Origin of the sequence: Bordetella bronchialis, from assembly GCF_001676705.1 — a bacterium.
GTDB classification, from domain to species: domain Bacteria; phylum Pseudomonadota; class Gammaproteobacteria; order Burkholderiales; family Burkholderiaceae_B; genus Bordetella_C; species Bordetella_C bronchialis.
The window spans coordinates 5,751,792-5,765,768 of record NZ_CP016170.1 but is presented as its reverse complement, the minus strand read 5'-3'; the positions used below and the strand labels follow the sequence as shown (position 1 = coordinate 5,765,768).

The 13,977-nt window shown below is 68.7% G+C and carries 9 protein-coding genes; 4 read left to right on the top strand and 5 right to left on the bottom strand.

Annotated features, from left to right (window positions below; all coding sequences use genetic code 11):
- Positions 1-12: 12 nt before the first annotated feature.
- The gene (gene uvrA, locus BAU06_RS25335; RefSeq protein WP_066357253.1) at positions 13-2,910 is read right to left on the bottom strand and encodes an excinuclease ABC subunit UvrA; all 2,898 of its coding nucleotides are present in this window, start codon (positions 2,908-2,910) and stop codon (positions 13-15) included.
- A gap of 140 nt (positions 2,911-3,050) precedes the next feature.
- Between uvrA and BAU06_RS25330 the strand changes: the two genes are divergently transcribed.
- The 3 genes from BAU06_RS25330 (at position 3,051) to BAU06_RS25320 (ending at position 6,087) form a co-directional block, all read left to right on the top strand.
- A complete protein-coding gene (locus BAU06_RS25330) occupies positions 3,051-4,235 on the top strand; it encodes an MFS transporter (protein ID WP_066357248.1) in 1,185 nt (394 codons plus the stop codon).
- A gap of 262 nt (positions 4,236-4,497) precedes the next feature.
- Positions 4,498-5,007 (top strand): single-stranded DNA-binding protein, encoded by a 510-nt coding sequence (gene ssb, locus BAU06_RS25325; RefSeq protein ID WP_066357245.1) that lies wholly within the window; start codon positions 4,498-4,500, stop codon positions 5,005-5,007.
- A 408-nt stretch (positions 5,008-5,415) separates the two neighbouring features.
- Positions 5,416-6,087, top strand: a complete 672-nt coding sequence (locus tag BAU06_RS25320) for a YrbL family protein (RefSeq protein WP_066357239.1) — start codon at positions 5,416-5,418, stop codon at positions 6,085-6,087.
- Here the strand turns inward: BAU06_RS25320 and BAU06_RS25315 are convergent.
- On the bottom strand, positions 6,040-7,305 hold the full coding sequence (locus tag BAU06_RS25315; RefSeq protein WP_066357236.1) for a hypothetical protein: 1,266 nt from the start codon (positions 7,303-7,305) through the stop codon (positions 6,040-6,042). The two genes, BAU06_RS25320 and BAU06_RS25315, sit on opposite strands and share 48 nt — an antisense overlap.
- A 219-nt stretch (positions 7,306-7,524) precedes the next feature.
- On the opposite strand from BAU06_RS25315, the gene BAU06_RS25310 reads away from it, so the two are divergent.
- Positions 7,525-8,382 (top strand): glutamate racemase, encoded by an 858-nt coding sequence (locus BAU06_RS25310; RefSeq protein ID WP_066357231.1) that lies wholly within the window; start codon positions 7,525-7,527, stop codon positions 8,380-8,382.
- Here the strand turns inward: BAU06_RS25310 and gspF are convergent.
- From gspF to gspD, 3 genes are all read right to left on the bottom strand, one after another.
- On the bottom strand, positions 8,363-9,574 hold the full coding sequence (gspF, locus tag BAU06_RS25305; RefSeq protein WP_066357228.1) for a type II secretion system inner membrane protein GspF: 1,212 nt from the start codon (positions 9,572-9,574) through the stop codon (positions 8,363-8,365). The two genes, BAU06_RS25310 and gspF, sit on opposite strands and share 20 nt — an antisense overlap.
- Before the next feature lie 19 nt (positions 9,575-9,593).
- Positions 9,594-11,018: a type II secretion system ATPase GspE gene (gene gspE / locus BAU06_RS25300; RefSeq protein ID WP_066357222.1), complete on the bottom strand. Its 1,425-nt coding sequence runs from the start codon at positions 11,016-11,018 to the stop codon at positions 9,594-9,596.
- Positions 11,019-11,157: 139 nt separating this feature from the next.
- A complete protein-coding gene (gspD, locus tag BAU06_RS25295; protein WP_082993822.1) occupies positions 11,158-13,905 on the bottom strand; it encodes a type II secretion system secretin GspD in 2,748 nt (915 codons plus the stop codon).
- Positions 13,906-13,977 lie beyond the last annotated feature (72 nt).

The window sequence follows — 13,977 nt, the reverse complement described above, 5'->3', positions numbered from 1 at the left end:
GCAGGTGCAAGTCTACTTGGCTTTGCGCCGCAGCGGCGTGGCGGCGGGCGGCGTCGCCCGGGCGATATCGAGCACGCGCTGCAGATAGTGGCCCGTATGGCTTTCCGGCGTTTCGGCCACGGCTTCGGGCGTGCCTTGCGCCACGACCCGCCCGCCGCCGTCGCCGCCTTCGGGACCCATGTCGATGATCCAGTCCGCGGTCTTGATCACGTCCAGGTTGTGCTCGATGACCAGGACGGTATTGCCCGCGTCCGCCAACTGGTTCAGGACCTTGAGCAGCAGTTCGATGTCGTGGAAGTGCAGGCCCGTGGTGGGTTCGTCCAGGATGTACAGCGTGCGCCCGGTGCTGCGCCGCGACAGTTCCTGCGACAGCTTGACCCGCTGCGCCTCGCCGCCGGACAAGGTGGTCGCGCTCTGGCCCAGGCGCAGATAGGACAGGCCCACGTCCATCAGCGTATGCAGCTTGCGCGAGATGGCGGGCACCGAATCGAAATACTCCAGCGCCTGTTCCACCGTCAGGTCGAGGACTTCGCTGATGTTGCGGCCGCGGTAGCGGATTTCCAGGGTTTCGCGGTTGTAGCGCTTGCCTTGGCAGACGTCGCAGGGCACGTACATGTCCGGCAGGAAGTGCATTTCGACCTTGACCACGCCGTCGCCCTGGCAGGCTTCGCACCGCCCGCCCTTGACGTTGAAGCTGAAACGGCCGGGATCGTAGCCGCGCGCGCGGGCCTCCGGGACGCCGGCGAACAGTTCGCGGATGGGGGTGAACAGCCCGGTGTAGGTGGCGGGATTGCTGCGCGGCGTGCGGCCGATGGGGCTCTGGTCCACGCTGATGATCTTGTCGAAATGCTCCAGGCCTTCCAGCGCGGCGTAGGGGGCCGGCTCGGCCTGCGCGTGATGCAGCTGGCGCGACACGGCCACGGCCAGCGTGTCGTTGACCAGCGTGGACTTGCCCGAGCCCGATACGCCGGTCACGCACACCAGGCGTCCGGCGGGCACGCGCAGGTCCACGTTCTTCAGGTTGTTGCCGCTGGCGCCGCTTACCACCAGCCAGGGTTGTTCATCGTCGACCGGCCGGCGGCGCGGGATCTGGATGGCGCGGCGCCCGCTCAGGTACTGGCCCGTGAGCGACTGCGCGTCGTCCCGCACCTGCGCCGGCGTACCCTGCGCCACCACCTGGCCGCCGTGTTCGCCGGCGCCCGGGCCCATGTCCACCACCCAGTCGGCGGATCGGATCATGTCTTCGTCATGTTCGACCACGATGACGCTGTTGCCCAGGTCGCGCAAATGCTGCAGCGTACCGATCAGGCGATCGTTGTCGCGCTGGTGCAGCCCGATGGAAGGCTCGTCCAGCACATACATGACACCGGTCAGGCCGGAGCCGATCTGGCTGGCCAGCCGGATGCGCTGCGCCTCGCCGCCGGAAATCGTATCGGCGCTGCGGTCCAGCGACAGGTAATTCAGGCCCACGTTATTCAGGAAGCTCAGCCGGGCCTCGATCTCGCGCACGATGCGCTGCGCGATCTCCTGCTTGGCGCCGGTCAGCGCCAGTTCCTGGAACCAGTGCAGGCAATCCGATAGCGGCATGCCTTCGACCTCGTAGATGGCCAGGCCGCGGCGCTCGCTGTCGTCCCGTTTTTCGGTGCCGATCAATACGTGGCGGGCTTCGGCGCGCAGGCGCGAGCCATGGCATGCCGGACAAACCTTGATATTGCGGTACTTGCCCAGTTCTTCCCGCACCGTGGCGGAATCGGTTTCCTTCCAGCGCCGCTCCAGGTTGGGGATGACGCCTTCGAAGACGTGGCGCTTGACCGTGCTGCGGCCTTTTTCGTTCAGGTACACGAAGGCGATTTCTTCCTCGCCGGATCCGTAGAGCACCTTGTCGCGCAAGGCGTCCGGCAGGCTTTCGAAGGGCGCCTCGATGTCGAAGTCGTAATGCGCCGCCAGGCTGGTCAGCAGCGAATGCGTGAAGGCGTTGCGCCGGTCCCAGCCGCGTATCGCCCCGGCGGCCAGGCTGAGCTCGGGAAACGCCACCACCCGCTTGGGGTCGAAAAAGCCGACCTGGCCGATGCCGTCGCAGCTGGGGCAGGCGCCCATCGGATTATTGAAACTGAACAGCCGCGGCTCCAGCTCGGGCAGGCTGTGGCTGCACACGGGACAGGCGTAGCGGCTGGAAAAAACCTGTTCGCGCCCGCTGTCCATATCCAGCGCCACCACCCGGCCGTCGGCCAGGGCCAGCGCCGTTTCGAAGCTTTCCGCCAGGCGCTGGCCGCTTTCGGCGCGCACGCGCAGGCGATCGATGACGACATCGATGTCGTGTTTTTCCGTCTTTTTCAACGCCGGCATGCTGTCGATTTCGACCATCTGCCCGTCCACGCGCAGGCGCACATAGCCCTGCGCCTGCAGGCTGGCGACTTCGTCTTCGAAGCTGCCCTTGCGGGCGCGCGCCACCGGCGCCAGGATCGCCAGCCGCGTATCGGCGGGCCAGCCCAGTACCGCGTCGACCATCTGGCTGACGCTCTGCGCCTGCAGCGGCAAGCCGTGATCGGGGCAGTAGGGCGTGCCGACGCGCGCGAACAGCAGGCGCAGGTAATCGTGGATTTCCGTGATGGTGCCCACGGTGGAGCGCGGGTTGTGGCCGGCCGCTTTCTGCTCGATGGAAATGGCGGGAGAAAGGCCTTCGATCAGATCGACATCCGGCTTGTCCATCAGTTGCAGGAATTGCCGCGCGTAGGCCGAAAGGCTTTCAACGTACCGCCGCTGCCCTTCCGCGTATAGTGTGTCGAACGCGAGCGAAGACTTGCCCGAACCGGACAGACCCGTAATCACCACCAGTTTCTGCCGCGGCAGATCCAGCGAGACATTCTTCAGGTTGTGGGTGCGCGCACCCCGAATGCGTATCGCGTCCATCGGGTTTAAGCAGTTTCAAAGGCCAACTTGGTACTATAGCGCGCCGAACTCGTCCGTGTTCGGACCGTGCCAGGCCAGGCGGCGAACCCCGCCGCGCCACCAGAACTAGATCGCGCGCCAGCAGACCCCAGTCCCATCGCATGCCGTCCCGCCCCCGCCTTCAGTTGACCCCCGCCGAACGACGCACCAGCATCGCCCTGGCAGGGCTGTTCGCCTGCCGTATGTTGGGGCTGTTCCTGCTTTTGCCAGTATTCGCCGTGGCGGCGCGCGGGCTGCCGGGCGGGACGGATCCCGCCAAGGTCGGGCTGGCGATGGGCATCTACGGCCTGACCCAGGCGGTGCTGCAGATTCCGTTCGGGCTGGCCTCCGACCGCTGGGGGCGCCGTCCGGTGGTGCTGCTGGGCCTGGTGCTGTTCGTCCTGGGCAGCGTGGTCTGTGCCCTGTCCCCCGATGTTTTCTGGATCACCATCGGCCGGGCGGTGCAGGGCGCGGGCGCGATTTCCGCCGCCATCACGGCCTGGATCGCCGACGCCACGCGCGACGAGGTGCGTACCCGCGCCATGGCCATGGTGGGCGCGTCCATCGGCGTTTCCTTTGCCGTGTCCCTGGTGGCCGCGCCGCTGCTGGTCGGCTGGTGGGGCCTGGGCGGGCTGTTCTGGACCATCGCCTGCCTGGGCGTCCTGAGCCTGGCGGTGGCGCGCTGGTGGGTGCCCGTGGTGCCGCTGAGCGGCAACCGCGCCATGCGCGGCGCCCGGCCGGCGCAGGTGTTCCTGCATGGGGATCTGCTGCGGCTGAATTTTGGCGTTTTCTGCCTGCACCTGATCCAGGTCTCGCTGTTCGTCGTCGTGCCCGCGCTGCTGGCCCGGCTGGACGGCCTGGATGTGCATGACCTGTGGGAAGTCTATCTGCCGGTGATCGTGGCGTCCTTCGTGCTGATGGTGCCGGTGGTCTTCCTGGCGGAAAAACACCGGGCGCACCGCGGCGCGCTGATGGGCGCGGTCGCGGGCCTGATCGCCGTGCTGGCGCTGATGAACTGGGGCAAGGGCAGCTTTCACGCCATGCTGGTGCTGCTGACGCTGTTCTTCGTCATGTTCAACGTGCTGGAGGCCCTGCAGCCCTCGCTGGTGTCGCGGGTGGCACCGCCCGCGTACAAGGGGCTGGCCCTGGGCTTCTACAACACCTCGCAGGCCGCCGGGCTGTTCTGCGGCGGGGCGGTGGGCGGCATCCTGGCCGCCCATGCCGGGCCCGGGGCGGTCTTCCTGGCCGTGGCCGGGCTATCGGCGGTGTGGCTGGCGGTGACCTGGGGGCTGAAGCCCTTGGCTTGAGGCTTCCGGCGACCACGGATGACCATGGGCCGCGGGTCCAAGGCAGAGCGTGCCGCTTTTGTCAGCCCCCGTTAAACTTGCGCCCGCGGTGCGGTAAGCTACCCGTATCGCTGCCCAGGCCGGCGCCGCATCCACCCGATACGGCGGACCTGCCTGATCAGGCACAGCGCGGGACGGCATCGGCCCGGTCCGGCGCGACGCACTCGAATGAACACTTGCCCCAGGGCCGATCCCGGTCCGGGCAATCTAGGGAAATCAGCACATGGCCTCTGTCAATAAAGTCATCCTCGTCGGCAACCTCGGGCGCGATCCCGAAGTGCGCTACAGCCCCGAAGGCAGCGCCATCTGCAACCTGTCCGTCGCCACCACCTCGCAGTGGAAGGACAAGACCTCCGGCGAGCGCCGCGAGGAAACCGAATGGCACCGCGTCGTCATGTACAACCGCCTGGCGGAGATCGCCGGCGAATACCTGAAGAAGGGCCGCTCGGTCTATATCGAAGGCCGCTTGAAAACGCGCAAGTGGCAGGACAAGGACACCGGCGCCGACCGCTACAGCACCGAAATCGTGGCCGACCAGATGCAAATGCTGGGCGGCCGTGAAGGCGGCGGCGAAGGCGGCGGATACGGCGGCGGTGGCGGCGGTTACGAAGACGCGCCGCAACGCCCCCCGCGCCAGCAGGCGCAGCGGCCCGCGCCCCAGCGCCCCGCGGCACAGCCCGCCGGTGGCGGCGCGGCCAACCTGACGGATATGGACGACGATATTCCGTTCTGAGCCGGCAAGACGCACGTACTTGTGCGCAGACCAAGCCCGCGCTTCAAACGGAGCGCGGGCTTTTTTTGTGCCGGGCGCCGCGAGCGACGATACGGTGCCGCAGATGGCGCCCTTGGGCGTCGAGCTTGCGGCGGGACCCTGGTTGCCCATCGCGGCGTGCGCATAGGCGCCGCCGCGCACGATGGAATGAAGCGGGGACCCGCATACGCGTCATGCGCGGATTAGCATTCCGGACGTCAAATTTTCGTTGAAATGAACTCGTCCGCATGGTTTAGCGAGAGCAAGTCATTGATCTGCCAAGACTTTGCGTGACGCGGCGTTGCCGTGACGCGACGTCCGGTGAAACAGGGTTGTCATGTATTTTCCATGACCGTCAGAATGTTCAAAAACATCTGACAAGAAAACTCCATGAGCACCCTTCTTCCGGAGTGTTTTCCGACGACGTCTTCGCTGCAGGATGTCGTACTCGTATTGTCCGAGCAGATCGGCTCGGGACACGACCGTGAAGTCTGGCGGCACCCGCTGAATCGCGCGCTGGGCGTCAAGGTCGCGAAACCCGAGCATGAACGGGCGCAGAACGACATCGACCTGCACTACAGCATGCACCTGGAGCGCCTGGGCGTGGCGGGGCCGCACCTGCCGCGCGTGCACGGCTGGGTGCGTACCGATCGCGGCCGCGGCCTGGTGGTAGATCTGGTCCAGCGGGCCGACGGCACGCCCTGTCCGACGCTTTCGCAGGCGCTGCTGGATGGCACGATCAGCGAGATGGAGGCCGTGGGCCTGGTCTACGAAGCCTGCGACTGGCTGACGCGCAACGGCGTCATGCTGGCGGACTATGGCGTCGACAACTTCCTGGTGCGGGAAACGCCCGGCAGCGATCGCGCCTATCTGGTCTTCGTCGACGGCCTGGGTACGCGCCATTTCGACTTCAAGTATTGGGCGCGCTGTACGTTCACGCCGCTGGAACACTGGACGGCACGGCAGAAGGCCCGGGCCTTCCGCGACAGGACGCTGCACATGCTGCGCGACCGCTCAAGCCGCCTCTGGGTCCCCAAGAAAAGACAGCACGTGGCGTCCTGACATTTCGGGGCTCGCGCCTGTGTAGCAGAACAGCGTCGCGGGCAGGCGGCCGCGCCGGACCTGGTCCAGGTACATGCCGTACAGGGAGACAATGGCGTCCCGGGGCAGCTCCTGCTTGCGTTTTTCGATGATGTCCGGCGGACAGGATGCGACGATCAGGCGCCGCGGACGTGGCGCCAGCGCGCTGCACACGCCATAGGCAGCGATCCGCCGCACCGGGTGCTGGCGGTTGGTGCGCACGTTGCGGACGAAGTAGTCGTAGAAGTAGCGGTCCAGCATCAGCGGACGGCGCCAGCCCGCCCATAGCCCGGAAATGGAGAAAACCGCCCACGCAACGGGCAGGATCAGCCATAGCCTGTTTTCGTCGCGGACGTTGCGCGGTTCGCGTCCCCAGTAGAACAGGGGCTTGCGGAACATACGCTTGAAGCGCTTGAAGGTGTAGCGCTTGCCCGCCGGCCCGTGGCGCAGGTCTTCGATCAGGGATGTCTTGCCGCTGCCGTCGGGGCCCACCACGGCGGTGGTGCGCCAGGAGGGCCAATGCAGCGCGCCCCGCAGCCGCCAGGCCAGGCGTCGAAGGGCGATGGCGACGGGGGGAATGACCGCTATCCCGCCTTGCCGCAGGAAGGCCATCCCCGCCTGTTGCGCGCCGTCCAGGTCCAGCGTGCCCGCCAGCAGTGCATGCATGGCGCCGCGCAGCGCGGCGTCGTTGCCGCAGCGGTCGGCGAAATACGCCAGGCGGTCCCGCACCAAGGGGGCGCCCAGGTCCTTGCGCTTGTGATGCAGGTGCAGCAGGAATAGCGCCGCCAGCAGCGCCTCGCGTTGCGACAGGCATAGCTGTTCGTAGGCGCCGTAGGACACCCCGGCGCGGGTCAGCCGGCCGCCGGACCCGCGCACCCGCAGTTCGGCGTGGGTCCACAGCTCGATCGTCACGCGGCGGGCGCGTTCGTCCAGCAGCTCGATCTGCCGCTTGAAGGGCGAGGACTGCCGCACGATAAAACTCACGCCCGCCGTCTGGCAGATGGAGAACACCGCTTGCAATATCTGATCGAAGCGGCCTTCGTCCATGAGGAAATCGAAGTCGCCCTGGAATATGGCATCGCCATCGCCGCCGCGCGGACGCAGCATGATGCAGGGGATGCGCCCGGCCTCGGCCGATTGGATGAATTCGTGCAGCGCTTCCCCGCAGCAGGAGGTATCCGATGTGCAGGATGAAGTCATTGCGAGGGTGCTGGATGCGGCACGACAGGCGTCGATAGCCATGTCGGTTTCACGGTATGGAAATGTGTGCCGCAGTTTCGGCCGCGAAGCGTCGAATTTTCGTCAAACAGCGGCCATGACTCGATCCTGGAGAGGTGCCAGAATGGCGGCCTTTGCGTGATATGCGGGAAGGCCGCGTGGCCGAGGCCGCATACCCGGTCCAGGCATGGGAGGACACGATTGATAGGCGTATTCGATTCCGGAAGCGGCGGGTTGACCGTGATGCGGGCGCTCGAGCGCGAGCTGGCCTACGAGTCCTTCGTCTATCTGGGCGATCACGCCAACGCGCCTTATGGAAATCGCCAGCCGGCCGAGATCTACGACTTCACGCGGCACGGCGTGGAGCGGCTTTTCCGCTTGGGGTGCGGACTGGTGATCGTCGCCTGCAACACCGCGGTGGCGACGGGCTTGCGACGGCTGCAGACGACCTGGCTGCCTGGCAGCCATCCATCGCGCCGCGTCCTGGGCGTCTTCGTCCCGCTGATCGAAGCGATCACGGGGGTTCCCTGGACGCGGGACGCCCGCCTGCCGCCGGACGGGATTTCCGCCCGGCCGCTGCATGTCGCCGTGTTCGCCACGCGCCACACCGTACGGACGCGCGCCTACGTCGATGAAATCCAGGCGAGGGCGCCCGGGATGCGGGTATCGCAACAAGCCTGTCCCGAGCTGGCCGGCATGATAGACGCGGGGGTCGCGGAAGATGCCATCCGGCGGGCGGTACGCGGGCACATCGCCGAACTGCTGGAGACGGCCGGCGCAACGCCGGACGTATGCATCCTGGGCTGCACGCATTACCCGCTGGTGCAACACATCTTCGTGGACGAACTGCCGCGCGGCGTCCGCCTGCTGTCGCAGCCGGACGCAACCGCGGCCAGCTTGAGGCGCTACCTGGCCAGGCATCCGGCGTTCTCCGCCGGCGTGGCGTCGCCCACCGTCTACCTGACCACCGGGGATGCCGATCATGTCTCCGCGCTGGCATCCCGATACTACGGGCGCGCGGTGCGCTTCCGGACGGCGCCTACTGCACCATCTGATTGATCTGGATGATGGGCATCATCACCGCCAGCACGATCACCAGCACCACGCCGCCCATGATCAGGATCATCAGCGGTTCCAGCAATGCGGTCATGGCCATGGCGCGGCGTTCCAGGTCGGCGGCGAGCGTGGCCGCGGCGCGGTCCAGCATGGGCGCGAGCTCGCCCGTGCGTTCGCCGCTGGCGATCAGGTGCACCAGCAGCGGGGGAAAGGTCTTCTGCGTCTGCAGCGAGGCCGCCAGCGCGGCGCCCTGGCGCACGCGGTCGGTGGCGTCGGCGACGGCGGCGCGCAGGCGGTCGTTGGTCAAAGTCTGGGCGGCGGCCTGCAGGGCGCGCAGCAGGGATACGCCGCTGCCCGACAGGATGGCCAGCGTGGAGGCGAAGCGGGCCGCGTTCATTTCCAGGATGAAGCGCCCGGCCATGGGCAGCCGCAGGGCCCGCGCGTGCCAGCGCAGGCGCGCCGCGGGGGCGCGCAGGCTCCAGCGCCAGGCGGCGAAGGCGGCGATGCCCGCGGCCAGGCCGGCGATGCCGTAGTCGCGCACCATATCGCTCATGGCGACCATGACGCGGGTGATCAGCGGCAACTGCTGGTGCGTCTGGTTGAAGGCGCCGATCACCTGCGGCACGACGAAGCCAAGCAGGAAGAAGATGATGCCCACCGACACGATTCCGACGATGGCCGGATAGATGAAGGCCGTCAGGACCTTGCCACGCAATGCATTGCGCTGCTCGACGTAGGTGGCGAGGCGTTCCATGACCAGGGAGAGGTCGCCCGATTCCTCGCCCGCCGCGACCAGCGCGCGATAGATGTCCGGGAAGTCGCGCGGGCGGGTGGCCAGCGCGTCGGCCAGGCGGTGGCCGGCCCGCACGTCGGCGCGCACGGCCGACAGCGCCTGCGCGACATGGCGCTTTTCCGCCTGCTCCAGCGTGGCGGTCAGGGCCGCGTCCAGCGGCAGGCGGGCGGCCAGCAGGCTGGCGATCTGGCGCGTCAGCCAGGCCAGCTCGACGTCGCCCAGGTGCTTGCCCAGCCAGCGCGGGGATCCGGCGCGCTGGCCGCCGGACGCGTCGCGCACGGCCAGCGGCGTCAGGCCGCGGGCGCGCAGCGCGTTGCGGGCGCCGCGCGGGGAATCGGCGTCTATCATGCCGCGTTCCAGGCGGCCGGCGGCGTCGCAGGCTTCGAAGGTGTAGGAAGGCATGAAGGTCTCCTGGCGCCGGTCAATCGTCGCGCGTGACGCGCAGGATCTCCTCCGGCGAGGTCTCCCCGGACTCCACCCAGCGCTGGCCGTCCTGGCGCATGTTGCGCATGCCGGCCGACTCCGCGGCGCGCCGCATGGCCTGCTCGCCGCCGCCCGCGTGCATGAGCGCGCGTATCTCGTCATCGATCACGAAGAGTTCATGGATGCCCGTGCGGCCGCTGTAGCCGGTGTGGCCGCAGCGCGCGCAGCCCACCGCCCGCCAGGCGCTGCCGCCGCCGGTATCGGCGGCGGGCTGCCGGCAATGCGGGCACAGGCGCCGCACCAGGCGCTGCGCCAGTACGCCCAGCAGGGACGACGACAGCAGGAAGGGCTCCACGCCCATATCCGTCAGGCGCGTGATGGCCGACACGGCGTCGTTGGTATGCAGCGTGGCCAGCACCAGGTGGCCGGTCAGCGAGGCCTGCACGGCGATCTGCGCGGTTTCCAGGTCGCGGATTTCGCCGATCATGACCACGTCCGGATCCTGGCGCAGGATGGCGCGCAGCGCGGTGGCGAAGGTCAGGTCTATGCGCGCGTTGACCTGCGTCTGGCCGATGCCGGGCAGGTCGTACTCGATGGGGTCCTCCACCGTCAGGATGTTGGTAGTGGACGCGTCCAGGCGCGCCAGCGAGGCATACAAGGTGGTGGTCTTGCCGCTGCCGGTCGGGCCGGTGACGAGAACAATGCCGTGCGGCTGGTGTATCAGGCGGTCCAGGCGCGCCAGGACCGTCGGGGCCATGCCCAGGCTTTCCAGGCGCAGGCGCCCGGCTTCCTTGTCCAGCAGGCGCAGCACGGCGCGCTCGCCGTGGCCGGTGGGCAGCGTGGAGACGCGCACGTCGATGGGGCGCCCGCCCACGCGCAGCGCGATGCGCCCGTCCTGCGGCAGGCGCTTTTCCGCGATGTCCAGGTTGGCCATGATCTTGATGCGGGAGATCAAGGCATTGTGCAGGGCACGCCGCGGGCTGACGACGTCGCGCAGCGTGCCGTCCACGCGATAGCGGACGGTGGAGTGGGTTTCGAAGGCTTCGATATGGATGTCGCTGGCGCCGTCGCGCGCGGCCTGGGTAAAGAGGGCGTTGATCATGCGGATCACGGGCGCGTCGTCCTGCGTATCCAGCAGGTCCTCGACTTCCGGGATGTCCTGCATCAGCCGGTCCAGGTCGATCTCGTTTTCCGAGGCGGCCACCACGCTGGCGGCGTCGCCCGCGTGGGCGTAGGCGGCGGCCAGCAGGGTCTCCAGTTCGTCGTCGGCGATTTCGCGTTCCTGCGCCAGCGGATGATGGCGGCGCGCCTCCGCGCGCGCCCAGTCCGGCGTGCGCGGGCTGAAGGTCAGCAGCGGGCCTTCCGGCCGGACCGTCAGCAGCGCGCGTTGCGCGCGGGCCCAGGCGTAGGGCAGTGCGCTCATCGCCGCACGCTCCAGGGAGGGGATGCGGGCCCGATCGTGGCCGGTAGGTGGCGCGGCTTCATGGGGGCGTTCATCGGGTCGGTATTCGCGGCATTCATCGGCTATCCATCGTGATGGGCCTTCCCGCGCGGGACAGGGGTCAACGTATCGTCTCGGGCCGGTAGCCCAGCCTGGTCAGCATCTCGGCGGCGGCGCCCGCCGTCGCGGGGTCCCGCGCGACGCGCGTGCGCACCAGCACGCCCGCGCCGCCGGGCGCGACCTGGGTGTAGGCGCGCAGCCCCGTGCTGGCGACGCGCTGCACGATCTGCTGGGCCTGGGCCGGGGAGTCGGCGCGCGCGATCTGCAGCACCAGGGCCTGTCCGCCCGCGTCGGGATTGGCGGCCTGGCTGGCGACGGCGGGCAGGCCCTGCAGCGACGCGGCCGGCTCGGGCAGGCGCGGCGCCGGCGGATAGATGCGGGTGTCGGTGACCGTGGGCGGCGGATCCTGGCGCAGGCTTTGCTCCGCATTGGCGGGCCGCAGGTCCACCGGCCGCGAGGACAGGGGCTGGGCGTCGCTGCCCAGCGGCGGCAGGTGCGGTGTGTCGGTGTCCGGCAGCGGCCAGCTGTGGGGCGGCTGCGCGTTGTCCTGTACGCGTCGCATGTAGTCGTAGCGGTCCAGCGTCAGGCGGCGGCTGTCCTGGCTGCTGCGCACGATGTGCGGGCGCAGGAAGATCATCAGGTTGGTCTTGGTGCGGCGCCGGCTGGTGTAGCGGAACAGCGAGCCGATGACGGGGATGTCGCCCAGTATGGGCACCGACTGCGTGCCGCTGGTGCCGGAATCCTCCAGCAGGCCGCCCAGCACGATGATCTGCCCGTCATCCACCAGGACGCTGGTGTCCAGCGCGCGCTTGCGCGTGATGATGCCCGCGCTGCTGGTGGCGGTGTCGTCGATGCTGCTGACTTCCTGGTACAGGTCCAGCTTTACCGTGCCGCCTTCGGAGATCTGCGGCCGCAGTTTCAGCGTCAGGCCGACGTCCTCGCGTTCTATCGTCTGGAAGGGGTTGCTGGAGCCGTCGCCGGAATTGGTCACGTACGAGCCCGTGACGAAGGGCACCGTCTGGCCGACGATGATGCTGGCCTGCTCGTTGTCCAGCGTCAGCAGATTGGGCGTGGACAGGATATTGGTGCCCTGCATGCCCTGCATGGCGCGCGCCAGCACGCCCAGGTTGATGATCTGGTGGCCCAGCGCGTCCACGGTGCCCTTGACGACGCCCAGGTTCAGGCCCGATCCCAGCGCGTCCAGCGTCGTCGGCGTGCTGGAGGTCAGATTGATGCCGCTGCCGTTCAGGTTGGTCCCGCCGAAGGCCGTGGTGCCGTTGCCATTGAAGCCGTTGCCGCCGAACATCCACTGGATGCCGAATTGGGCGGCGTCGTCGCTGGATACTTCCACGATCAGGCTTTCGACCAGGACCTGGGCGCGCCGCTGGTCCAGTTCGTCGATGACTTCGCGCAGGCTGCGGTACAGCGGCTCCGGCGCGGAGATGATCAGCGTGTTGGTGGTGGGATCGGCCGTCACGGTGGCGCCGTTGGCCGAGAAGGCGCTGCCCTGCGCGTCGCGGTCGGCATTGCCGGCGCCCTGGCCGAAGCGCTGCGAGGCATTCATGCCGTCAGCGCCGCCGTTCAGCGCGTTCTGCGTCTGCGTCGTCTGCGAGGGGTTCATGACCGACGTGCCGCCGCGGTACCCGCTGCCGCCATAATCGCCACCGCCCGCGCCACCGCCGGAAGCGCCGGCCGCGCCGCCACGGTTGTCCGATTGCCCTGTCAGCGCGCCGCGCAGCACGCCGGCCAGTTTCACCGCCTGGGCATTGCGCAGGTAGACCACGTGCAGGTTGCCCGCGGACGCCTGCGGGTTGTCCAGCCGCATGACCAGCTGCCGCGCCAGCTGCGCGCGCGCCGGGTTGGCGGCGCGCACCAGCACGCTGTTACTGCGCGGATCGGCGGCCACCGTCACCTGCTGGCTGGCGTCGCTGCCGCCGCGCGTGTCCATCATGCCGCCCACCACCGAGGCGATATCGCTGGCGATGCCGTAGCGTACGGGGATGACGTCGGCCGACAGCGAGTCCGGGTTGTCGATGTCGGCGATGACCTTGGCGATGCGCGCCATGTTGTCCGCGTAGTCGGTGACGACCAGCGTGTTGTTGTTGGGATAGGCGTTGATGGGATTGTTGGGCGCGATCATGGGCCGCAGCACCGGCAGCAGGTTGGTGGCGTTCTCGTACTGCAGGTGAAAGACCCGCGTAACCAGGCCGCCCGCGGCCGCGCCGCCGCCATCCGTGACGGGAGCGCCCTGCAGCTTGGCATCCGCTTCGGGCACGACGCGGCTGACGCCGTTCACTTCCACCACCGCCACGCCTTGCATGCGCAGCGCACCCAGCAGCATGTCGTAGGCGGTACGCGGCGATACGGGCTTTTCCGAGACCAGCGTGAGTTTGCCCTTGACGCGCGGATCGACGACGAAGTTGCGGCCGGTGTAGCGGGCCAGCGCGCGCACGACGGAAGGCAGGTCGGCGTCGACGAAATTCAGGTCCACGCTGTCCGTACCGCCGGCGCTCGTCGGCGCGTTGGCGGCATCGGCATCGGCGGCGGCGCCCGCCGCGCTCGCCTCGCCCGCGTCGACCTCGCGGCCGTTCACCTTGACGCGCACCCGCAGCGGACCGAGATCGCGCGGCGCCGCGGCAGGCGGCGTGCCGGTGCGCTGGGCGCGCGCGCGGGCGGGGTCGGATTGGCTGGCGCCGGCATGGATCAGCGGGTTGTCCGGCACGGCGGGCGGCGCGGGCCGCTGCGCGGGCGTCGCGCATCCGGCCAGCACCAGCAGGGTGGCGAGCGCGGCGGGGATCCGGCGAGGCATGGCCGCCGCCTGCGGCCCGGCGGGGTGCCCGCGCTGGACGGATAGGGCGGGACGGGTACGGGAAGCGCGTGC

Coding starts and splice junctions, on each gene's coding strand:
- gspD (WP_082993822.1), bottom strand. CDS start 13,905: ATGCCTCGCCGGATCCCCGCCGCGCTCGCCACCCTGCTGGTGCTGGCC.
- BAU06_RS25320 (WP_066357239.1), top strand. CDS start 5,416: ATGAGCACCCTTCTTCCGGAGTGTTTTCCGACGACGTCTTCGCTGCAG.
- BAU06_RS25330 (WP_066357248.1), top strand. CDS start 3,051: ATGCCGTCCCGCCCCCGCCTTCAGTTGACCCCCGCCGAACGACGCACC.
- uvrA (WP_066357253.1), bottom strand. CDS start 2,910: ATGGACGCGATACGCATTCGGGGTGCGCGCACCCACAACCTGAAGAAT.
- gspE (WP_066357222.1), bottom strand. CDS start 11,018: ATGAGCGCACTGCCCTACGCCTGGGCCCGCGCGCAACGCGCGCTGCTG.
- BAU06_RS25315 (WP_066357236.1), bottom strand. CDS start 7,305: ATGACTTCATCCTGCACATCGGATACCTCCTGCTGCGGGGAAGCGCTG.
- gspF (WP_066357228.1), bottom strand. CDS start 9,574: ATGCCTTCCTACACCTTCGAAGCCTGCGACGCCGCCGGCCGCCTGGAA.
- ssb (WP_066357245.1), top strand. CDS start 4,498: ATGGCCTCTGTCAATAAAGTCATCCTCGTCGGCAACCTCGGGCGCGAT.